17 protein-coding genes are annotated in these 22,186 nt (G+C 43.9%); 11 read left to right on the forward strand and 6 right to left on the reverse strand.

Going from position 1 to position 22,186, the window contains the following annotated elements; all coding sequences use genetic code 11:
* Positions 1-30 precede the first annotated feature (30 nt).
* A complete protein-coding gene (locus tag HYN49_RS02350; RefSeq protein WP_181368994.1) occupies positions 31-2,343 on the forward strand; it encodes a T9SS type A sorting domain-containing protein in 2,313 nt (770 codons plus the stop codon).
* Positions 2,344-2,720: 377 nt separating this feature from the next.
* The gene (locus tag HYN49_RS02355; protein WP_108902622.1) at positions 2,721-3,152 is read left to right on the forward strand and encodes a hypothetical protein; all 432 of its coding nucleotides are present in this window, start codon (positions 2,721-2,723) and stop codon (positions 3,150-3,152) included.
* 61 nt (positions 3,153-3,213) lie between these two features.
* On the opposite strand, the gene odhB is transcribed toward HYN49_RS02355, so the two are convergent.
* Positions 3,214-4,446, reverse strand: a complete 1,233-nt coding sequence (gene odhB / locus HYN49_RS02360) for a 2-oxoglutarate dehydrogenase complex dihydrolipoyllysine-residue succinyltransferase (protein WP_108902623.1) — start codon at positions 4,444-4,446, stop codon at positions 3,214-3,216.
* A gap of 182 nt (positions 4,447-4,628) precedes the next feature.
* The gene (locus HYN49_RS02365; protein ID WP_108902624.1) at positions 4,629-7,412 is read right to left on the reverse strand and encodes a 2-oxoglutarate dehydrogenase E1 component; all 2,784 of its coding nucleotides are present in this window, start codon (positions 7,410-7,412) and stop codon (positions 4,629-4,631) included.
* 113 nt (positions 7,413-7,525) lie between these two features.
* Between HYN49_RS02365 and HYN49_RS02370 the strand changes: the two genes are divergently transcribed.
* A complete protein-coding gene (locus tag HYN49_RS02370) occupies positions 7,526-8,092 on the forward strand; it encodes a hypothetical protein (RefSeq protein WP_108902625.1) in 567 nt (188 codons plus the stop codon).
* Between the two features lie 24 nt (positions 8,093-8,116).
* On the opposite strand, the gene HYN49_RS02375 is transcribed toward HYN49_RS02370, so the two are convergent.
* Positions 8,117-8,467, reverse strand: coding sequence for a hypothetical protein (locus HYN49_RS02375; RefSeq protein ID WP_108904918.1), 351 nt, complete (start codon positions 8,465-8,467; stop codon positions 8,117-8,119).
* A 9-nt stretch (positions 8,468-8,476) separates the two neighbouring features.
* Positions 8,477-9,451 carry a polyprenyl synthetase family protein gene (locus tag HYN49_RS02380; RefSeq protein ID WP_108902626.1) on the reverse strand — a complete coding sequence of 325 codons (975 nt, stop codon included), beginning with the start codon at positions 9,449-9,451 and terminating at the stop codon, positions 8,477-8,479.
* 144 nt (positions 9,452-9,595) lie between these two features.
* Here HYN49_RS02380 and HYN49_RS02385 point away from each other — a divergent pair, with 144 nt between their 5' ends.
* From HYN49_RS02385 to HYN49_RS02405, 5 genes are all read left to right on the forward strand, one after another.
* Entirely contained in the window at positions 9,596-10,198 is a 603-nt protein-coding gene (locus HYN49_RS02385; RefSeq protein ID WP_108904919.1) for a TetR/AcrR family transcriptional regulator, read from the forward strand.
* A 6-nt stretch (positions 10,199-10,204) separates the two neighbouring features.
* The gene (locus HYN49_RS02390) at positions 10,205-11,551 is read left to right on the forward strand and encodes a TolC family protein (protein WP_108902627.1); all 1,347 of its coding nucleotides are present in this window, start codon (positions 10,205-10,207) and stop codon (positions 11,549-11,551) included.
* A gap of 18 nt (positions 11,552-11,569) precedes the next feature.
* The gene (locus tag HYN49_RS02395; RefSeq protein ID WP_108904920.1) at positions 11,570-12,619 is read left to right on the forward strand and encodes an efflux RND transporter periplasmic adaptor subunit; all 1,050 of its coding nucleotides are present in this window, start codon (positions 11,570-11,572) and stop codon (positions 12,617-12,619) included.
* 73 nt (positions 12,620-12,692) lie between these two features.
* Complete coding sequence (locus tag HYN49_RS02400; RefSeq protein WP_108902628.1) at positions 12,693-16,154, forward strand: efflux RND transporter permease subunit; 3,462 nt, start codon at positions 12,693-12,695, stop codon at positions 16,152-16,154.
* Between the two features lie 185 nt (positions 16,155-16,339).
* The gene (locus HYN49_RS02405; RefSeq protein ID WP_108902629.1) at positions 16,340-16,825 is read left to right on the forward strand and encodes a DUF4142 domain-containing protein; all 486 of its coding nucleotides are present in this window, start codon (positions 16,340-16,342) and stop codon (positions 16,823-16,825) included.
* Between the two features lie 79 nt (positions 16,826-16,904).
* Here HYN49_RS02405 and HYN49_RS02410 read toward each other — a convergent pair whose 3' ends face one another.
* Both HYN49_RS02410 and HYN49_RS02415 read right to left on the reverse strand, forming a co-directional pair.
* Entirely contained in the window at positions 16,905-17,252 is a 348-nt protein-coding gene (locus HYN49_RS02410) for a toxin-antitoxin system YwqK family antitoxin (protein WP_108902630.1), read from the reverse strand.
* A 166-nt stretch (positions 17,253-17,418) separates the two neighbouring features.
* Entirely contained in the window at positions 17,419-18,414 is a 996-nt protein-coding gene (locus HYN49_RS02415) for a TlpA family protein disulfide reductase (RefSeq protein WP_108902631.1), read from the reverse strand.
* A gap of 292 nt (positions 18,415-18,706) precedes the next feature.
* Between HYN49_RS02415 and aspS the strand changes: the two genes are divergently transcribed.
* The 3 genes from aspS to HYN49_RS02430 all read left to right on the forward strand — a co-directional run bounded on the left by aspS (position 18,707) and on the right by HYN49_RS02430 (position 22,163).
* Complete coding sequence (aspS, locus tag HYN49_RS02420) at positions 18,707-20,452, forward strand: aspartate--tRNA ligase (RefSeq protein WP_108902632.1); 1,746 nt, start codon at positions 18,707-18,709, stop codon at positions 20,450-20,452.
* Between the two features lie 152 nt (positions 20,453-20,604).
* Positions 20,605-20,802 (forward strand): cold-shock protein, encoded by a 198-nt coding sequence (locus HYN49_RS02425; protein WP_108902633.1) that lies wholly within the window; start codon positions 20,605-20,607, stop codon positions 20,800-20,802.
* A gap of 212 nt (positions 20,803-21,014) precedes the next feature.
* Positions 21,015-22,163 carry an aminotransferase class I/II-fold pyridoxal phosphate-dependent enzyme gene (locus HYN49_RS02430; protein ID WP_108902634.1) on the forward strand — a complete coding sequence of 383 codons (1,149 nt, stop codon included), beginning with the start codon at positions 21,015-21,017 and terminating at the stop codon, positions 22,161-22,163.
* The last annotated feature ends 23 nt before the right edge of the window (positions 22,164-22,186 follow it).

Below are 22,186 nucleotides of genomic sequence, written 5' to 3' on the forward strand. Positions count from 1 at the left end.
TACAGTGAAATGAACCTAACCTTACCCATTATGAAAAAAAATTACGCCTTTTTGATTTCCTTTTTTGTGCTGCTTTGGAGCTTTTCGGTTTCAGCACAGATTGTTGCGAATGATGATGTGGTTGATAACTTAAACAGTTATTATCCGGGAGGTTCCCATTTTTATGTTCATACTAATGATACCTTCAATGGGAGCGAAGCGAGTCTGAGCAACGTAGCCATCACCCAGCTTTCATCTACAAGCAGTGCGGTATACATTATGCCGGGCACCGGGCGTGTGAATGTGTACAATGCACCCGTCGGGACCTATACATTAACCTATAGGATTTGTGAAATCGGGAATCCAAATAATTGTGATAGCGCAACAGTCACGATAAGTGTCTGCAATCAGCCAACGCCCAGCCTTACGGTAAATCCGATAAACAATTGTTCCGATACAGTTGGTGTTACACTGGGCAATTTACCCGCGGGTCCCTGGAGTATTAAACAAAGACGCAACGGAACACCGGACGTTGTCTATACCGGCTCCGGAAGTTCTACTGTGATAAGCAACTTATCAGGAGGCCTTTATTATTTTTCAGTTACGAATGCCTCAGGATGTACTTCTGCTGAAAAAAGTAGTGATTATATAGGGTCCTATAACGGGACTATTTTTACTTATAACTACACTGGGACATACCAAGACACTAATAATGATGGCATAATCAATATCGGGGATGCTGTATTTTACCAACTTTCCATAACCAATGTTACTGCTTGTGATATGACAGCGAGTGTTTATGATGAAGATCAGGACACTATATTTACAGGTCCTACATTTGTTACTATTCCGGCCGGAGTTACAAATAATGAAATTACAGGATATTTACTCCTTACACAGGCAGATATAAACTCAGGACACACATTCAATTGGTGGGCATTATCAGGCTGGACGCAAGGCGGTGCATCGGATTATTCAAAGGCTTTTACAAATACGGCATTGAACATAGGGGATGGTTTCAGATTAAATGCATTCCTGGACGATAACAATAATGGCATTCAGGATAGTGGGGAGTTAAATTATGATTACGGCATTTTCAATGTTGAGATGAATAATAATGGCGTAGTCCATCATTTATATCCCGATTTTGGCTTTCATACCGTTTATGAATCCAATCCTTCGAACGTTTACAGTGCTTCTTTTACAGCAAACCCTTCGAATAATTGCGAATATGTCTCTGCCAATTCTTACCCAAATATTAATGTAGCCACAGGATCCGGGATCATAACTTATAATTTTCCTGTTACCTACGCTCCCTGCACGGATGTAAGCATCCATGTGTCACCTTCAATACCAAGACCCGGCCTCGTATACCATAACGGAATTTATTATCACAACCGAGGAACTATGCCCGTGGCCTCTGGAACGATAAATTTCTATGCAGATCCTGTTTTAACGGTTTCTTCGGTAAGTACTCCGGGGGCAGTCATCACACCGACAGGGTTTACGTATGATTTTATCAACCTCATGCCCGGTGAAACGAGGTTTATGGCCGTATATATGCTGGTACCACCAATCCCGACTGTAAGCCTGGGCGACCAGCTTACCTCTACAGCCAATATCGCAATCCCGGAAACGGAAATTACAATGGCAAACAATACACACTCCGCTGTTCGTACCATCGTGGGTTCCTATGACCCGAACGATAAATCGGAAAGCCATGGCGGGAAGATTGTCCATGCCGGTTTTACTGCAGACGACTATCTTACATATACCATCCGGTTTGAAAATACCGGAACGGCAAATGCATTTAAAATCCGTGTGGCCGATATGCTGGATGAAAAACTGGACGAAACTTCTGTCAGCATGATTGCTTCGAGCCATCATTATATCCTGGACAGGGTCGATAATAATCTGGAATGGCGTTTTGACGGAATCAATCTTCCGCCGTCGGTTGAAAATACAGATACAGGCAAAGGCTATATTATATTCCAGGTCAAGCCGAAACCGGGTTACGCAATAGGCGATATTATTCCAAACGCCGCTGAAATCTATTTTGATTTCAATCCGGCAATCGTAACCAATACTTTTGAGACGGAATTTACTGCGCCGCTTTCAGTGGATGATATTGAAGGAAATATGTTGTCTTTATATCCAAATCCGGTGAAAGACGAACTGACTATTAATGGAACGAAAACAATCCAGGAAGTAGGCATTTATAACCTTTTGGGACAGAAAGTTCTCGGGCAAAAAATCGATGCCGTTTCGGGAAGCATGGATGTTTCCGGTTTGGAAACCGGCGTTTACCTGGTCAGGGTCATTTCTGCGGAAGCGGAAAAAACCATACGGATCATAAAACAGTAAAATAGCAAGCCAAAACAACAATGCCCGCCTTAAGACGGGCATTTTTTGTAGGCATCAAAGCCACACAACTTGACACGCTCATACAGGCATTTTAATATACATTTCAGCTTGGCACAGCTTACGATAGATGAAGTTTCTGTTGGTTCCGGATACAACAAAAACGCTGACTATTGTAAAAGAATAGACCAAGGCGTAATGCCACTTTCTAAGTGGATGCCATCGATTGCTAACTGAACATCCGTAATTACTCATTTAAGGGGTTTCCTGATTTAGGAAACCCTTTTCTTTACATCAGATTTACTGCAGTACGGGATTTTACCGGCTGCGGCGGATTGTAAACCAATTAAATATAATGTCCAATTAAAAGAACACTTATTATGAAAAAAATTCTGATTTCCCTGATCACAATCTGTGCCCTGTTCGTTTCATCATGTGATGGCGATGACGGCAAAAATTCATCAACCAACGGGATAGTGCAACTCACTATCAACGGGCAGAAAAAATCATTCAGCATTCAATCCCACAGTATTGATAACGGGAATGGAGAAAAATGGATCACTTTCGGCGGCATATCCGGCATTGAAAATATTGTGCTGAATATCAATGAAGGTGATTCGACACTGGAATCGATTTCCTACACTTTCGGAGGGCTTACCTATACTGAACTTGCCGGTGCATTCCAAAGCAACGCGACCGTAAGTACGCACGGCCACGTAACGGGAACTTTTTCGGGGAAGCTTACGACAAACGCGGAAAATCAGGTAAATCTCAATGTTACCGAAGGCATGTTCGAAGTCACATATCAATAGCCTGGAAGTTGCAAAAAAAATCCCGCCTTTTGAGCGGGATTTTTTTTTATCTAAACCGGTTTTAAAGTTCCAAAGCCTTTTTCGGGTTGTTGTCCATCAGCAATTCAGCAGGATTTTCCAAACCTTCTTTTACTGCTACAAGGAAACCAACAGATTCGCGGCCGTCGATAATCCTGTGGTCATAAGAAAGCGCCACGTACATCATCGGGTGGATTTCCACTTTTCCGTCAACCGCAATCGGGCGCTCGATAATGTTATGCATTCCAAGGATCCCTGATTGTGGCGGGTTGATGATCGGCGTGGAAAGCATACTTCCGAAAACACCGCCGTTAGAAATGGTGAATGTTCCGCCGGTCATATCGTCTACAGTGATTTGCCCGTCACGTGCTTTGATGGCAAGCCTTTTGATTTCCGCTTCAACGCCGCGGAAAGTCAGGTTTTCGGCATTCCTTACTACAGGAACCATCAAGCCTTTCGGACCGGAAACTGCTACGGAAATATCGCAGAAATTATAGGAGATTTTCTGATCGCCGTCAATCATCGAGTTCACATCGGGATACAGTTGCAATGCCCTTGTGACCGCTTTGGTAAAGAAAGACATAAATCCAAGGCTTAATCCACCATGTTTGGCCTTAAATGAATCTTTATATTCATTACGGATCTTGTTGATTGGCGTCATGTTGACTTCGTTGAACGTCGTTAACATCGCGGTTTCATTTTTAGCCGAAACCAGTCTTTCCGCTACTTTACGACGTAACATAGACAGTTTTGTACGCTCTGAACCTCGGTTTCCACCTGTTGGCGTTCCCATTGAAGGTGTAGCATTTACCGCATCGTCTTTGGTAATCCTGCCGCCTTTTCCTGTTCCGGAAAGAGATGAAGGATCAATATTTTTCTCGTCTAATATTTTTTTCGCAGCCGGTGAAGGCGTTCCTGTAGCATATGTTGCAGCGGGAGCAGGAGCTGCCTTTGGAGCCTCTTCATTTTTCGGTTCCGCTTTAGGTGTCTCTGCTTTCACTTCCGCTTTTGGTGCTTCTGCCCCACCTGCTGGCTTTGCTGCATCAGTATCAATCAGGCAGACTACCTGACCTACTTTTACGGCGTCGCCTTCTTCGGCTTTTAAAGTGATGATTCCGGCGGCTTCAGCAGGAAGTTCCAGCGTTGCTTTGTCTGAATCTACTTCGGCGATGGCCTGGTCTTTTTCAACATAATCGCCGTCTTTTACAAGCCAGGTTGCGATTTCAACTTCGGTGATCGATTCTCCCGGAGACGGGACTTTCATTTCTAAAATCATGGTCTATAATTTTATTTGGTGTTGTAATATTGTATTTTGTACATGCCCTAGCCCCGATTGAAGTGGAAATCCTTTTTAAACGGCGCGAAGCAAAGTTAAAAAGATTAGCTCACTTAACTCTTATTTTCAGTAAGAGTTCGCTGAATGCTGAAGCATTTGCAACGGAAAGCGGGAAAAAGCTCCTAATTAAATAAATTTTTATCAAAAACCATCGCGATCGCTGCGGCATGTCGTTTTTTAGAACGGGCATAACTACCGGCAGCCGGCGCGCTGTAGGCTTTCAGTGAAGCAACACGCAGTTTCACTTCATTGAAATTCATCAGCATATAACTGTAAGCGCCCATATTCCGCGGCTCTTCCTGTGCCCAGACATAATCATCGGCATTCGGATAAGACGCGATAATTTCCTTCAACTGATCCACCGGTAACGGGAAAAGCTGCTCGATACGCACCAAAGCGACATCTTTGCGGCCATTGGCTTCCCTTTCCGCCAGTAAATCATAATAGAATTTACCGGTACAGAACACGAGTGTTTTCACGTCATTCTTATTTACGCTCGTATCATCAAGCGTTTCGCGGAACGTTCCGTTTGCGAATTCATCGGCGGTAGATACTACCAGCGGATGGCGCAATAAACTTTTCGGGGTGAATACGATTAATGGTTTACGGTAGGTCGTTTTCATCTGCCTTCTCAACAAATGGTAGAAATTGGCCGGAGTCGTACAATCGGCAACGAACATATTTTCGTTCGCGCACATCTGTAAATAACGTTCCATCCTTGCTGACGAGTGTTCCGCACCCTGCCCTTCATAGCCGTGTGGCAATAGCATCACCAAACCATTCTGGTTGTTCCATTTGTCTTCTGCTGCGGAAATATACTGGTCGAGCATAATCTGTGCCCCATTCGAGAAATCACCGAACTGTGCTTCCCAGATGGTCAGTGTTTTCGGGCTTGCGAGAGCGTATCCATAATCAAATCCGACCACGCCATATTCTGAAAGCAATGAGTTATAGATATGGAATTTCCCTTTTGCGTTCGGAAGGTTTTGCAATAAAATCACTTCTTCTTCAGAATCTTCAACCTTTACCACAGCATGACGGTGTGAGAAAGTTCCTCTTTCCACATCCTGTCCTGAGATACGCACATCGTAACCTTCGGTCAGTAAACTTCCGTAAGCCAGCAATTCCGCCATCGCCCAGTCGAGCTTGTCGGTTTCGAAATACATGGTCTTGCGGTCATTGATCAGCTTTTGGATCTTGCTGATGAATTTCTTATCCGATGGCAATTCGGTGATCACTTTTGCGATTCCGGTCAACGTTTCTTTTGAAAAAGTCGTATCGGTATTCTGAAGCATTTCTGCCTGGTCTGCCTGTTTGAAACCCTGCCATTCATTTTGCATGAACGGCGTAATGATCGTGAGGTCTTTTTTACGTGACGCTTCAAGGTTTTCCTCGAGTTTCGCTTTATAAGCATCTTCAAGGCCTTTTACAAAATTGCTGTCAATCACGCCTTCCGCCAATAATCTTTCGGCATAAATGTCGCGCGGATTCTTATGTTTGGCGATGATTTTGTATAATTTCGGCTGTGTAAAACGTGGTTCGTCACCTTCGTTGTGGCCGTATTTCCTGTAGCCTAATAAATCAATGAACACGTCGCTTCCGAATTGCATACGGTATTCCAAAGCGAATAACATCGCATGTACCACCGCTTCAGTATCATCTGCATTGACGTGCAATACCGGCGACAAAGTGACTTTGGCAATATCGGTACAGTATGTTGATGAACGGGCATCAAGATAGTTTGTCGTGAATCCAACCTGGTTGTTGATTACGATATGGATTGTACCCCCAGTCTTATAACCGTCAAGCTGTGCCATCTGTACAATTTCGTAAACGATTCCCTGTCCGGCAACGGCGGCATCACCATGAAGCGCAATCGGGAGGACTTTGGAGAAATCATCCGGGAAATAACGGTCCTGTTTGGCACGGGTAATTCCTTCGATTACGGCACCCACCGTTTCCAGGTGCGATGGATTCGGCGCGAGGTTGATGTTGATGCTTTTTCCAGATTTGGTTTTCCTGTCGGAAGTCAGCCCAAGGTGGTATTTTACGTCACCATCGAAAAGCGCATCATCATCATAATCTTTTCCGTCGAATTCAGAGAAAATATCCTGTGTTGATTTTCCGAAGATATTGGCCAACACGTTCAAACGCCCACGGTGCGCCATTCCCATGACGAATTGCTCTACGCCTTTTTCGGCAGCGGCTTCAATCAGTGCATCAAGCCCGGGAATGATGGATTCGCCACCTTCAAGCGAGAAACGTTTTTGCCCGACGTATTTTGTATGCAGGAAGTTTTCAAAAGAAACTGCCTCATTTAATTTTTCAAGGATGTGTTGTTTTTGTTCCGTATTGAATTTCGGAATGTTGTCATTGTATCCGATTTTATCCTGAATCCACTGGATCACTTCAGGCTTACGGATGTACATGTATTCCACTCCGATCGATTCACAATAAATTTTCTTAAGATGGCTAAGGATTTCATTCAGCGTACAGGGCTCCAGCTTCATTGCTTTAGCCGCGTCGAAAACCGTATTGAGGTCGGCATCTGTCAATCCGAAATTAGTAATATCAAGCGTTGGCGCCCAAACCCTTCTTTCCCGCACCGGATTGGTTTTGGTGAATAAATGGCCGCGCGTGCGATAAGCATCAATTAATTTTAATACGTTAAATTCTTTCTGGAGTTTTTCAGAAACCTGGCTGAAATCCTGCTCAGCAGCTGCGGCCGCCATTTGCTGGGGAGCAGCTGAAGGATAATCATCATTGTATGTGGTAATCCCGAAATCAAAGCCTTGTAAAAAGCTCCTCCAGCTTGGCTCGACGCTGTCAGGATTTTCTAAATATTGTTCGTATAAATCGGCAAAAAATTCAGTATGGGCTGCATTTAAAAAGGAAAACCTATCCATGATTTGATGTAGAATGTGCGGGTTGTTAAAAATGTTTTGCAAAAGTACAATAATTAAGACAAACTAATAATTATTTTCTACATTTATACCTTAAACTTATCATAAAAAAGGCTATGAAAACTGCTTGTTTTGAGAATATTCCAAAGTATATCCTTATCATGCTTTTTGCATCTTCAACATTCGGAATTTACGCTCAGGATAATGCCTCAAAAGAGGGTGATTTCTGGAGCCATATCCGTTTTGGCGGAGGCTTCGGGGCGAGTTTCGGAAGTGATTATACTGATGTGTCTGTGGCTCCCGGCGCGCTTTATGAGTTTAACGATTATTTCGGGCTTGGTGTAGGTGTGCAGGGCAGCTTCGTAAAAGTGAAAGGCAACTATGCAGACAGCGACCTGAATAATTACAAATCGTGGATTTATGGCGGAAGCCTTATTGGTTTATTCAACCCGTTTGAAGCGGTACAGCTTTCTGCAGAACTCGAGGAAGTGCGCGTCAATTCAACCTTTACATTTCCAAGTGCTCCGGATATTACCCGTAATTTCTGGAATTCGGCACTTTATTTAGGCGCGGGTTACAATACCGGCGATGTTACCATTGGCGTACGGTACAATGTGCTTTTCGAGCGTGATAAGAGTGTGTATTCTGATCCATTTATGCCGTTTGTGAGGGTGTATTTTTAAGAAACGCTGTGACTTTAGACAAAATCAAAACCTGTTCCTGAACCAAACTTTTTGCCATTCCCTTTTCAATACCAGAAAGGAAACCTGCCCGGCGAGTTCGGAAATGTCGGAACCATCGAGCTTTTTGATCTCGCTTTCATTGACATCGATGATGTATAGTAGGTTTAGGTATTCTGCAAATTTGTATTGGATCAGCCGGTAAATTTTTTCGTGCAACTGGATTTTCAGTTCTTCAGGAGGGGTACTCATCGGGAAATCGACCGCTTCATTGGCGAGGTTGAAATCCTTATTGAGCTGCTCGATAAGCTTCAGGTACAGATTCTCGTTTTGTGCTTCAGTAAGCAGGGCTTCGGGGTTGATCGGTGCTACGTACATGCTTTCCATTTAAACATTACGCTGCATCAGCTTTTTTCCGAAAGCCTCAAGCATCACTTTTTTATCAGCTTCGATTTCCATTTTTGACAAAGTATCGAAGGCTTTTAAAGTATACGTTTCAATAGCGTCACGTGTCGCTGCGGAAGCGCCGGATTGCTCGAAAATCCTTTTCACGGAATCAATCTTGTCCGAATTGTCGGCAGGATGAATCGAATACAAATGCAGCAGTTGCTGTGTTTCGGTTTCATTAGAAAACGCCATCGCCTTGAGGTAAAGGTAGGTTTTCTTGTTTTCGATGATATCGCCTCCCACCTGCTTCCCGAAGGTTTCCGGATCGCCGAAAGCATCCAGATAATCATCCTGCAATTGGAACGCAAGGCCCAAATTCAGTCCGAAATCGTAAATCAAATCACAATTCTCTTTTGACGTTTCGGCAATAATAGCACCCATTTTCATTGCCGCACCGACTAAAACGGCGGTCTTGTATTCTATCATCCTCAGGTATTCCGGAATCGTAACATCTTCGCGGGTTTCGAAATCAACATCCAGCTGCTGCCCTTCACAGACTTCAATGGCGGTTTTACTGAACAATTTCGCCAGATCCCGAAATACTGCCGGTTCGTATTGCTCAAAATATTGATAAGCCAAAATCAGCATCGCATCACCGGAGAGGATTGCGGCATTCGTATTCCACTTTTCATGCACTGTTTCATGGCCGCGACGCAGCGGCGCATCATCCATAATGTCATCATGCACCAAAGAGAAATTGTGGAACATTTCGACCGCCAGTGCCGCAGGAAGTGCTTTCTTATAATCTGCATTAAAGACCTCAGCCGACATCAGCGTGAGCAATGGACGCATCCTCTTACCTCCTAAATTTATAATGTAATGCACCGGTTCATAAAGGTTTCGTGGCGCTTTCAGGATATGCTGGTTTTCGATATAGGATTCTATAAATTCCTGATACTGTGGAATGGAGTGCATGAAAAATAAAATTTCCGCTAAAGTACTGCATTCACACGGGATATCAAATTACACGGGATTATCAAATGTTAAAAAAATGTAAATACTTTGGAAACTATTTTTGTTTTCAAAGTTTCCGTGTTAATTTTGCCAAAAATTTTAACAGTGGAAAATCCGAAAATTAAAATCATAGAGCGTGCCGCCGATTTGTTCCTCAAGCTTGGCTTTAAGAGCATTACGATGGATGATATCGCCACTGACATGGGGATTTCGAAAAAAACCATCTACAAATATTTTGAAAATAAGGAACTCCTGATCGAGGCAACCACGCAAATGGTACAGGAACAGATCAAGTTGGCCATGGAAGCAATTTTTTCACAAAACCACAACCCGGTTTGTGAAAATTTCGAAATCAGGGAGATGTTTAAGGGATTGTTCCAATCTGCACATACATCGCCGCTTTATCAATTGCGCAAGCATTATCCTGAAATTTATCACAAAGTAATGGCTTTCCAATTAGAGGAATGCAGCGGTTTTATCAGGCATAATATCGTAAAAGGGATTGAACAGGGCTATTATCGGGAAGATATTCCGGTAGAGCATATTGTGAAATTTTATTACGCGCTGATCTTCAGCATTAATGAAAATACCATTCTGGAAAAAGATGCTCTGGTCCTGGAATTATCTGCTTTGGAATACCATACCCGTGCCATCGCTACAGATAAAGGCATCGCCGAATTAGAAAAACACTTACACCTAAATAATTAACCATCAATGAGAAAAATCACTTTAATCACTTTCCTGTTACTGGCCATTGGGATGACGGCGCAGGAAAAACAGCCGGAAAAATTTTCCTTCAGCCTTGAACAGGCGGTCAGCCACGCTTTGGAACACAATTACACTGTAATCAATTCGGGACGCGATATCGACATCGCCAAAAAGAAAAAATGGGAAACTACCGCAGCAGGTTTGCCACAAATCAATGCGGGCGTCGATTACCAGTACAATTTTGAATTGCAGAAATCCATTGTTCCTGCAGAATTCTTCGGAGGGAATCCGGGCGAATTCATCGAAGTGGCTTTCGGGACGAAGCACACCATGACGGGACGTGCGACATTAAGCCAGTTGATCTTCGACGGCTCTTATATCGTGGCATTGCAGGCGTCAAAAACGTATCTTCAGTATTACCAGAATGCCAAAGTGAAAACCGACAATGAAGTGCGCGAAATGGTAATTAATGCTTACGGCAACGTGCTTTTGGCAGAAGAAAGCATTGCCATCCTTGAGAAAAACAAAAGCATTCTTCAGAAAATCCTTGGCGATACACAGGAAACTTTTAAGAACGGGCTGATTGAGGAAGAAAATGTGGAGCAATTGCAGATTACGCTCACCACCGTGAACAGCAGCCTGAACAATGCGGTAAGGCTTCGTGATATCGCTTATAAAATGCTCAAAATAAACCTCGGTTTGGACATCAATGATGAATTGACGCTGACTGATAAACTCGACAGCCTGACGTTGCAGAATCTTGATTTTGCACTTACGCAAACCGGATTCAATGTCAATGAAAATATCGATTACAAGATTGCGCAGAATTTCACCGAACAGCGTAAACTCGAATACAAACTTGAGCGCAGCAAGGCGTTGCCGACATTATCAGCAAACCTGAATTTCGGCTACAATGCTTTCAACGACCAGTTTGAATTTTTCCAGAAGGACCAGAAATGGCTGAACTATTCCAATCTCGGCGTAAGCCTGAATGTACCAATCTTCAGTAGCGGCGCAAGAAGTGCACGTACGGCGCAGGCAAAAATCAGGCTTGAACAGGCCAACACCCAATTGACCGAAACGGAACAAAAGCTGAAGCTGGCCTATGAAAGCGCGAAAAGCGAATATGACTTTGCCGTAGAGGAATTCAACACTTCAAAATCCAACCTGAAACTTGCCGAACGGATTGAAAACAAGCAGCAGATCAAATTTACGGAAGGTTTGTCGACCAGTTTTGATTTCAGCGACGCACAACGCCAGCTGTACACTGCACAGCAAAGTTATTTGCAATCGATGATCGATGTCATCAACAAAAGGGCCGCTTTGGAAAAAATCATCAACAACAAAAAATAAACCACTAACATGAATCACATGAGAAAAATAATTTTAATATCCGCAGCATCATTGGCAATATTTGCCTGTGGCAAAAAGGAAGACCCGAAAACGGCACCTAAACCGGAAGCAAAACCAGAAGAAGTACTTGTTTCGGTAACAACCGTAAAAGACACCACGTTCACGCATTACCTTGAAATACAGGGAAATGTAGACACCCAGCAAAACGTGACCATTCAGCCTGAAATGTCAGGGACTTTGGTGACGCTCAACGCCAAAGCAGGCCAGCATGTTTCCAAAGGGCAGGTACTTGGAAGGGTTGACGATGCCGGAATCGGACAACAGGTCGCGCAATTGCAAACACAATATGAACTGGCAAAAACGACATTCGAAAGGCAAAAACGCCTTTGGGACCAGAAAATCGGTTCTGAAATCCAGTACCTCCAAGCGCAGACGCAAATGATCAGCGCCGAGAAAATGGTCAACCAGGTTAAAGCGCAATTGTCAAAAACACTAATTAAAGCGCCATTTTCAGGAACCATCGACGAGGTTTTTGTAGAAAGAGGCGAAGTGGTCGCTCCGAGCCAGAAAGGCCTGATGCGTATTGTAAACCTGGGCAACCTGTACGTTTCCACTATGGTGCCGGAAAGTTATGTAGGCAAAGTGAAAGTGGGCACGACGGTAGATGTGGAAATCAATTCGATTGGAAAAACCTACGCAGGTAAAGTACGCCAGGTAGCAAGCAGCATCAATCCTGAAAACAGGAGTTTTGGCATCGAGGTAAATATCCCGAATCCGGAAAACTTACTGCGCCCGAACCAGGTGGCCAAACTTAAGATCATCGATTATACAAATAAAAAAGCGATGGTCGTGCCTACCAATGTGATCCAGGAAGACGGCCAGAAAAACCAGTTCGTTTTCGTGGTTACAAACAGTAACGGAAAAACAGGCACTGCAAAGAAAACCATTGTTAAAACCGGCCAGTCTGCAGGAAATGTAACAGAAATCTTAAGTGGACTCAATGCCGAGGACATCATCGTGACGGAAGGCGCGAATACCATTTCTGAGGGAATGAAACTCAATTTCTAAAACACGCAGCTGTTTACAGTGAACATGCTACGCACAGTAAACTGTAAATAAGCCTCAACTAATAACTAAAATCATGAGTCATAAAAAACACGAATTCAGCATTTCCAGCTGGGCAGTAGACAATCGCGTGACGGTATATATTTTCACGATACTGATCACCATTACCGGTATTATTGCCTACATCACGATGCCACGTGAGGATTTCCCTGAAGTCATCGAAAACAAGATTTACATTTCTTCGGTATTCCCAGGCAACTCGGCAGAGGATGTAGAGAAACTGGTGGTGAAGCCATTGGAAAAAGAAATCAAGAACATCAGCGGCGTAAACAAGATTACGTCATCGTCTTTACAGGATTACGGAATGATCATCGTCGAATTTGACGACAACATTACAACCGAGCAGGCGAAGGAAAAAACCAAGGACAAAGTAGACCTTGTCAAATCTGACACCGACTGGCCGAATCTGGACAACGGCAGTAAAGTCGAACCCAGCGTTTTCGACCTCAATATTTCTGAAGAAGTGCCGATCCTGAACATCAACCTCAAAGGAAATTACACGACGCAACAACTGAACGATTACGGGAAACTCATCGAAGACGATTTAGAAGAAATCTCGGAAGTGAAGGACGTGGTGATCCTGGGCGTGGACGAAAAGGAAGTCGAGATTGCCGTAGACATCTTCAAGATGACCGCTGCGCAGGTGACTTTCGACGACATACAGAATGCCGTAAGGAGCGAGAATACCACACTTTCCGCCGGAAACCTCGTTTCTCAGGGCTCGCGCAACAACATCCGTATCGTAGGGGAAATCAAGGATCCGATGGAGTTGGAGAATGTCATCGTAAAATCGAATGGCGGTACAGTATACCTTAAGGATATCGCTAAAGTGAGTTTCAAGGAAGAGGAAAAAACGACCTATGCCCGTGAAAGCGGGAACGAAGTAGTCATGCTCAATGTGAAGAAACGTTCGAATACCAATATGATTTCGGCTATTGACCAGGTGAAAGAACGTCTGGAAAAAGCCAAGAAAACGTACCTACCGGCAGATTTACAGATTACCCTTACTAATGACCAGTCGTCACGCGTGGAACACCAGGTAGACGAATTGTCGAACCACATCATTTTCGGGATCATCCTGGTAATGATCGTACTGATGTTTACGATGGGACTGCGCAACTCGTTGTTTGTGGGCGCTGCCATCCCGCTGTCAATGATGATTGCCTTTACAATCCTGTCGGCTTCCGGCCTGACGCTCAATACGATGGTATTGTTCGGGTTGGTTATGGGACTTGGAATGCTCGTCGATGATGGTATTGTGGTTGTGGACAACGTTTTTGCCAACATGAAAAAAGGCATGAACCGTTACGAGGCATCAAAAATCGGTATCGGTGAGATCGCATGGCCTGTGATTTCATCCACCGCAACAACCCTTATGGCCTTCCTGCCTTTCCTTTTATGGCCGGGTACTATGGGTAAATTCATGAGGTATTTCCCGATAACGCTGACGGTAACACTTACCGGATCGCTGTTCGTCGCGATGATCATCAACGCTGCAATGACCGGCGGTTCGATGGATATTGAAGATAAGAATGTGACCAAAAAATCGGCCAAAAGATATTCGATCATCTTTACGATCATAGCCATAATATTTGTCGTATTAGGTAACCTGAATGATTCTAAGCTGATGCGCGGTATCGGGCACCTTTCCATCATCGCGTTTGTGTTCATGTGGCTGTACCGACTGCGCATTTACAAGTGGACGCAGGATTTCCAGCACAGTTTCTTCCCAAGGATGGAAGAGCGCTACAAACGATTCCTGGCCCGCATCTTACACGGCAGGACAGCATGGCTGGCATTGCTGGGCATTATCGGTATGCTGATATTCTCGTTCATGCTTTTGGGTATTTTTCCGAGAAAGGTATTGTTCTTCCCCGATAATATTCCCAACCAGGTAATTGCGTATATCGAATATCCGCAGGGAACCGACATCAGCAAGACCAACAAGGCTACGGAATTCGTAGAAAAACAGGTCATCAACATCATGAAAAAGTATGTCGACCCGAAAACCAAAGAGAATTTCCTTGCCGAATCCGTAGTATCCCAGGTAGGCGTTGGTGCCGGAAATGCGAACGTCGATGCCGGTTCACAGGCTGAGACACCGCATAAGGGGAAAGTCACGGTAAACTTCCGCGAGTTCAAATTCAGGCGTGGCATCAATACGGCTGACATCCTTGAGGAAATCCGCTCGAAAGTCAAAGGGATTCCCGGTGCCACGGTAACTGTAGAAAAAGATGCTGCCGGACCGCCGTCCGGTTATCCGATCAGTGTGCAGCTGACAGGCCTTGATTACGAGCAAATGCTCAAGGAAGCCGACAGGATGATCGCTTTTATCAACTCGAAAAATATTCCGGGTATTGAGCGCCTGCAGGTCGATGTCAATAAGGAAAGTCCTGAGCTTGAAGTAAAAGTGGATCGTGTCAATGCGGGAAGCCTTGGTGTTTCAACTGGGCAGCTGGGGTACAACTTACGCCGCTCTGTATACGGGCAGGAAATTTCAACGTACAAGGAAGGTGACGACGATTATAACATCGTGATGCGCATGCAGGAAGACCAGCGTAAGAATGAAAGCATATTGTTCAACCAATCGCTAACCTTCCGCAACCAGACCGGGCAAATGCAACAGGTACCGATCTCCGGAGTGTCGTCTACAAAGAAAACCGAAACGTATAACATGATCAAGCGCAAAAACCAAAAGCGCATCATGACGATTTATTCAAACGTACTGACCGGTTACAACGCCGATGAGATTTCGAAACAGATCGCAACCAACTTAGAAACGTACCAACTCCCTAAAAACGTCACGTATTCGTTTTCCGGAGAACAGGAAGAACAAGGCAAAAACCAGAGTTTCCTGCTGTATGCATTATTCCTGGCCTTATCCGGAATTATGATCATTATCGTATTGCAGTTTAATTCAGTATCGAAAACTGTGGTGATCCTCTTTACGGTATTGCTGAGTTTCAGCGGGGTTTTCTACGGATATGTCATTGCCAACATGGATTTCGTCATCCTGATGACGATGATGGGAATCATATCGCTGGCGGGAATCGTAGTCAAGAACGGTATCGTATTGATGGATTTCTTCGTATTGCTGCTGGACGAGAAAGTTGCTGTGAAAGGCCTGAAGGAACACGACGACCTTTCGATGGAAGACATTAAAGAAGTGATCATCGAATCCGGAAAATCAAGGCTCCGTCCGGTGTTGCTGACGGCTTTGACTGCGGTTTTGGGATTGATTCCATTGGCCATCGGATTGAACTTTGACTTCTTCTCGTTGATTACAGATTTGAATCCGCACGTGTTTATCGGCGGTGACAACGTGATTTTCTGGGGTCCATTGGCATGGACGATTATCTTCGGATTGACCTATGCCACGGTTTTGACACTGGTCATGGTTCCGGTCATGTTCTATCTCGTGAAAAACACGAAACACTGGCTGCGTGACCGTAAGAAGAAAAGACTCGCTGCCGAGTAAATGATTTTAAGATTATAACACCGGCTGCGCTTTAAGATTTGAAACCTTAGTCCAGCAGTTTTACAAAAGAAACCGTTCCGATTTTATTGGGACGGTTTTTTTAATCCTGTAAAATCAAAGTCTTTTGTTAAAATTTTGTAATATCCAGCTGCTGATGACGAAGTACTTTTACAAAAACTTACATTATGAAAAAAATACTTCTCTTCAGTTTAATACTATTATCGTACTATTCAAAAGCGCAACAAGAACCTGCAGATGATGCTCCCATATTCATCATCCAAATGGCAAATGCCAGGCTCATGGATAAGGAAGAAGGAAGGTTAGCCGCCGGATACGGAACCACGCAGGAAATTCGGGATTACGGAAACCGTATGGTAAAAGAACAGGAAATGTTGTATGCTGAACTGCAAAAACTGGCCGCATCAAAAAACATCACGCTTCCCGGCGTTATCAGCGAGAAAAAAAGTAAAGCACTGCAAAAATTAGGGGAACTGCGCGGAAATAAATTTGACAAAAAATTCCTGCGCATGATTAAGATTGACCATAAACGCGATGTAAAACGTTTTAAAAAGGCAACCGAATTTGACGACAAGGCTACCAAAACCTTTGCAGAAAAATACCTCCCTATGATCCAAAACCATTTGGATGACGTTAAAAAAATTATAGGCTAACTATATAGTTAACTACGAAAAAAATCCCGTCTCGTTTGATCGAGACGGGATTTTTTATTTGTAAAAACTTTAAAATTCCTTAATTCCTGTTTACAATAGCTTCCTGTTTCCAGTTCTTTACCGAAGCTACCCTGCTGTCAGAATAATCGACTTCGCTTAAGGCACCGTCGTTCCAGAAAAACCATTTGCCGGTTTTTACACCGTCTGTATATTCACCAATTGCGGTTTTATTGCCGTTTTCGTCATACGAAATCCATTTTCCATGGACTTTTCCATCCTTGTAAAAACCTTCCTGGCTTACTTTTCCGTTTTCATAGTAATAGGTCGATTTCACCATCTGCCCTACAATTTCATTTTTCGGTTCATTATGTTGTGCGAAGATCATTCCTGAAATCAGTAGCGCTCCTGTCAATATCAATTTTTTCATAGCTTCGGGGTTAAATGATTAATAATTCCATAACAAATATAGAAATTACTTTACACTAAAAAAACTTTCGCTTAACAATTTGATAACATTGCATGAAAACTTAACATTGGAGCATAAAAAAGCCTGCATTTTCATACAGGCTCATTTTCAATTATGTAGCTTGGAATTATTTCAGCAATCCATCCAATTGTGCCTGAAGCGCAGGATCTGAAGGCCTTGCGGCATCAGCATCTATCACTTTTCCCTGTGGATCGAGTAAAATGAACCTCGGAATAGAATTGATGTTGTAAGCCCTTACGAAATCTGAATTCCAGTTGTTGTCCGCAATCAATTGGATACCGCCCAAAGTCTTATCAGTAATCATTTTTTTCCATTTCTCGTAATCCTTTTTCTCGTCAACCGACAAACTTACGAATGCAATATTTTTACCATGGTACTTTTCTTCAACCTTCTGCAAATGCGGGATTTCCTGGCGGCAAGGGCCACACCATGTTGCCCAAACATCAATATAAACATACTTTCCCCTTAAATCCTCCAGCTTCGTCTTCCCGCCTTTAAAGTTTTCAAAATCAAACGACGGCGAAACATTCCCCGTTAGTTTTTGCTTTATTTTTTCCTGCTCCGCAGCTTCCGCGGCCTGTGCAGCAATGGCATCCGTCTCTTCTTTCATGGCTTTTTCCATCGCCGCCTTAAATTCAGGATCGAGGCCTTTGGCTTTCAGATTCTCAGCTACTTTAGCATGGTGTCCCGCCACAAGCTTATTGAATTCTTCCTGGCTTTTTACCGATTGCATGGTGTTTTGCATCTCCTCTTCCATCAGGGTTTTCTTCGCAAGGAAATTGTTTTCCATTTCCCCTTTACCTTTATATACGATCGACTCATCGAATTGCTTCGCATCCATTGTCAGGGTCAGGTCATAACCCGGCTTGAGGTAAAGTGAGGTAAACTCTGTCCCGTCCGTCATTTCATATAAGCCGGCCGGAGCCGTAAACGTGGCACTGAAAACCCCGTCCTTGTCGACAGTGATTTCTTTCCTGAACTTCTTTTCTCCTGATATCGTAAGCTTATCAGAATTGCGGTTGGCGATTTTGGCCGTAAACTTTACATCCTGGGCATATACACCGCAAACAAACAGGAATAAAAGCAAGCTGATTTTTTTCATAAGGTTAACATTTATATTTTGTCTCCCAAATATAGTTTTTTAATTGAAACTCAATACCGTTTTAACATTTTGTGCGTGCCCCTGCGGGTCGGGCTGTCCGCTCTATCTTTTATGGCTTTTTGAACTTTCCATTTCTAAATCAAAGATCCCGAAGCCATAAAAGGATGCCGCTTCCATCCCTCACGCTAAAGAAGTTCACAAGATGGATTTCCCGAAACCTTCGAATCTTTCTGACTTTCCGACTTTCTGACTTTCCGACTTTTCATTACTTTTGCAATCTAAATTTTCAAACATGTACAGAAGCCACAATTGCGGTGAACTCAACGCCTCGCACATCAATACCGAAGTTACCCTCGCCGGATGGGTCCAGAAATCCCGCGACAAAGGATTCATGAACTGGGTCGATTTGCGCGATCGTTATGGCATCACGCAATTGGTATTTGATGAAAGCCGTACCGACAAGGCCGTTTTTGAATTGGCCAAAACCCTCGGGCGCGAATTCGTCATCCAGGCCAAAGGCACCGTGATTGAGCGTGAAGCCAAAAACAAAAACATCGCCACCGGCGATATCGAAATTTTAGTTTCAGAACTGACCATATTAAACGCTGCATTATTGCCCCCGTTCACCATTGAAGACGAAACCGATGGCGGTGAGGAACTCCGCATGAAATACCGTTACCTCGACATCCGTCGTAATCCGGTGAAAAATGCGCTTTTGTTCCGTCATAAAGTGGCAATGGAAGTACGCAAGTTCCTTTCAGACCAGGATTTCTGCGAAGTGGAAACACCTTACCTTATCAAGTCCACTCCGGAAGGCGCGCGCGATTTCGTCGTGCCGAGCCGCATGAATGCGGGACAGTTTTACGCCTTGCCACAATCGCCCCAAACTTTCAAGCAATTGCTCATGGTAGGCGGCATGGACAAATATTTCCAGATCGTAAAATGCTTCCGTGACGAGGATCTGCGTGCAGACCGCCAGCCGGAATTCACCCAAATCGACTGCGAAATGGCATTCGTCGAACAGGAAGATATTTTAAATGTTTTCGAAGGATTGACACGTCATTTATTAAAGGAACTCAAAGGCATCGAAGTCGAAAAATTCCCGCGCATGACCTACGACCACGCGATGAAAACCTACGGCAACGACAAACCGGACATCCGTTTCGGGATGGAATTCGGGGAACTCAACGCCGTGACACAACACAAGGATTTCGGCGTGTTCAATTCCGCTGAATTGGTGCTCGCCATCGCAGCGCCAAAATGCGGTGAATACACCCGAAAAGAAATCGACGCATTGATCGAATGGGTGAAGCGCCCGCAAATCGGAGCCAGTGGCATGGTATATGTAAAATGCAACGAAGACGGCACTTATAAATCATCCGTAGACAAATTCTACGACCAGGAAGATTTAAAAAAATGGGCGGAAGCCACCGGTGCCAAACCCGGCGACATGATTTTCGTACTTTCCGGCCCGACTGATAAGACCAGGACACAAATGAGCGCTTTGCGTATGGAGTTGGCCACAAGATTAGGCCTTAGAAATCCTGAAGTTTTCGCACCTCTTTGGGTTGTAGATTTCCCATTATTGGAAAAAGATGAAGAGAGCAACCGCTGGCACGCAATGCACCATCCGTTCACGTCGCCAAAACCCGAAGACATGGCATTGCTTGAAACCGATCCTGGTAAAGTACGCGCCAATGCTTACGATATGGTATTGAACGGAAATGAAATCGGTGGTGGTTCGATCAGGATCCACGACAAGGCAACACAGCAACTGATGTTTAAATATTTAGGCTTTACAGAAGAAGAAGCGAAAAATCAATTCGGGTTCCTGATGGATGCCTTCCAGTTTGGCGCACCGCCACACGGTGGACTGGCTTTTGGACTGGACCGTTTGGTGGCCATCCTTGGTGGGCAGGAAACCATCCGCGACTTCATCGCTTTCCCGAAAAACAATTCCGGGCGTGACGTGATGATCGATGCACCGTCGGCGATTGACAGCAAGCAGCTGGACGAACTCAGCATCGCTTTAAAATAACAAATCAAGCCCCGTGAAATCGGGGCTTTTTTTAAGGCCGAATTGTAAAGCTTTCCGAATTTTAACTTTTTTTTAATTTTTTTAACATTCGCTGATTATCATATCATTATAAATAGTACATTTGTTCCTTATTAATTATTTTTTATTACACAATGCGTACAGGTACAGTAAAATTTTTCAATGAATCTAAAGGTTACGGATTCATTACAGATGATGAAACAGGAAAAGACATTTTCGTTCATGCTTCAGGACTCAAAGCGGAAGAGCTTCGCGAAGGAGACAAAGTATCTTACGAAGAGGAAGAAGGAAGAAAAGGTAAAGTGGCAGCTCAGGTAGTTGTAAACGGATAACCTTAACTGAATATATAAGATTATTTTAGTTCTTCAGACAGTTTCAAGGCGTCCTTCGGGGCGCTTTTTTTATTTTGTTTTCAGGAGCTAATCCCGCTGTCCGCTATATCTTTTGCTTTTTAAAGAAAAAAGCAAAAGGATGCCGCTTCCATCAGGGCTAAAAATCCGGACCAAAACGACGAATTATTTCCAAAATCGGTATTTTTGCCAACATGAAATTCCCTGAAAAGCTTGCCCAGAAACTCGAAATCCGCCGCCAGCAAAACGCGTTCCGGCAATTGCCGCAGCCAAACGGCCTTATTGATCTTGCCTCAAACGATTATCTCGGTTTTTCAAAATCCGAAGCCATTTTTTCGGAAACGCATGAGTATTTGGTAAGCAATCATTTTACGCAAAATGGGGCAACCGGTTCCCGATTGATTTCAGGAAACCATCCACTTTACGAGATCACTGAAGAGTACATTGCCGACTTCCATGAGTCCGAAACCGCACTCATTTTCAATTCCGGTTATGATGCCAATGTAGGTTTTTTCAGTTCGCTGCCGCAAAAAGACGATGTCATCCTATATGATGAGTTGTGCCATGCTTCGATTCGCGACGGCATCCGGCTGTCCAATGCAAAGTCTTATAAATTCGCACACAATGATCCGGAAAATCTCGAGGAATTAATAGTACGCCATCAATCTGAAAATACGAAAGTGTATGTTGCCACCGAAAGCGTTTTCTCGATGGATGGCGACACGCCGCCACTGGAACGATTCGTTTGCATTTGCGAAAAACATCAAGCTTTTCTGGTCATAGATGAAGCGCATGCACTGGGTGTTTTTGGTAATACTGAAGGCTCCGGAATGATCCAGGAACTCCAATTGCAGCACAAAGTTTTCGCACGCATTATGACTTTCGGCAAAGGATTGGGCTGCCACGGTGCAGCCATCATCGGTTCGGAGGAACTTAAAGATTATTTAGTCAATTTTGCCCGCAGTTTTATTTACACTACCGGGCTTTCACCGCATGCCTTGGCTACAATTCTCATCTCGTACCAGCATCTGCAGCAGCGGAAAGATGCTTTGGAGCAGCTCAAAAAAAACATTATCCATTTCAATCAAACCAAAAATCTGCTGGGATTAAAACCGTTGTTCGTATACAGCAAATCGACGATACAATGCGCTGTAGTTCCTGGAAATGAAAAGGTAAAAAGCATCGCCATACAATTGCAGCAAAACGGATTTGATGTAAAAGCCATCCTATCGCCTACCGTTCCAACCGGTCAGGAACGCCTGCGGATTTGCCTGCACAGCTACAATTCTGAGGCGGAAATTTCGCAATTGCTTCAAAGTATTGCTCAATTTACGTTGGCATAAATGCTTTGCTAGTCTGCAACTTT

The sequence above is a fragment of the Flavobacterium pallidum genome (assembly GCF_003097535.1).
GTDB classification, from domain to species: domain Bacteria; phylum Bacteroidota; class Bacteroidia; order Flavobacteriales; family Flavobacteriaceae; genus Flavobacterium; species Flavobacterium pallidum.

Bases quoted from the DNA above. Each gene is read 5' to 3' on its own strand.
- HYN49_RS02350 (WP_181368994.1), top strand. From the start codon at position 31: ATGAAAAAAAATTACGCCTTTTTGATTTCCTTTTTTGTGCTGCTTTGG.
- HYN49_RS02355 (WP_108902622.1), top strand. From the start codon at position 2,721: ATGAAAAAAATTCTGATTTCCCTGATCACAATCTGTGCCCTGTTCGTT.
- odhB (WP_108902623.1), bottom strand. From the start codon at position 4,446: ATGATTTTAGAAATGAAAGTCCCGTCTCCGGGAGAATCGATCACCGAA.
- HYN49_RS02365 (WP_108902624.1), bottom strand. From the start codon at position 7,412: ATGGATAGGTTTTCCTTTTTAAATGCAGCCCATACTGAATTTTTTGCC.
- HYN49_RS02370 (WP_108902625.1), top strand. From the start codon at position 7,526: ATGAAAACTGCTTGTTTTGAGAATATTCCAAAGTATATCCTTATCATG.
- HYN49_RS02375 (WP_108904918.1), bottom strand. From the start codon at position 8,467: ATGTACGTAGCACCGATCAACCCCGAAGCCCTGCTTACTGAAGCACAA.
- HYN49_RS02380 (WP_108902626.1), bottom strand. From the start codon at position 9,451: ATGCACTCCATTCCACAGTATCAGGAATTTATAGAATCCTATATCGAA.
- HYN49_RS02390 (WP_108902627.1), top strand. From the start codon at position 10,205: ATGAGAAAAATCACTTTAATCACTTTCCTGTTACTGGCCATTGGGATG.
- HYN49_RS02395 (WP_108904920.1), top strand. From the start codon at position 11,570: ATGAGAAAAATAATTTTAATATCCGCAGCATCATTGGCAATATTTGCC.
- HYN49_RS02400 (WP_108902628.1), top strand. From the start codon at position 12,693: ATGAGTCATAAAAAACACGAATTCAGCATTTCCAGCTGGGCAGTAGAC.
- HYN49_RS02405 (WP_108902629.1), top strand. From the start codon at position 16,340: ATGAAAAAAATACTTCTCTTCAGTTTAATACTATTATCGTACTATTCA.
- HYN49_RS02410 (WP_108902630.1), bottom strand. From the start codon at position 17,252: ATGAAAAAATTGATATTGACAGGAGCGCTACTGATTTCAGGAATGATC.
- HYN49_RS02415 (WP_108902631.1), bottom strand. From the start codon at position 18,414: ATGAAAAAAATCAGCTTGCTTTTATTCCTGTTTGTTTGCGGTGTATAT.
- aspS (WP_108902632.1), top strand. From the start codon at position 18,707: ATGTACAGAAGCCACAATTGCGGTGAACTCAACGCCTCGCACATCAAT.
- HYN49_RS02425 (WP_108902633.1), top strand. From the start codon at position 20,605: ATGCGTACAGGTACAGTAAAATTTTTCAATGAATCTAAAGGTTACGGA.
- HYN49_RS02430 (WP_108902634.1), top strand. From the start codon at position 21,015: ATGAAATTCCCTGAAAAGCTTGCCCAGAAACTCGAAATCCGCCGCCAG.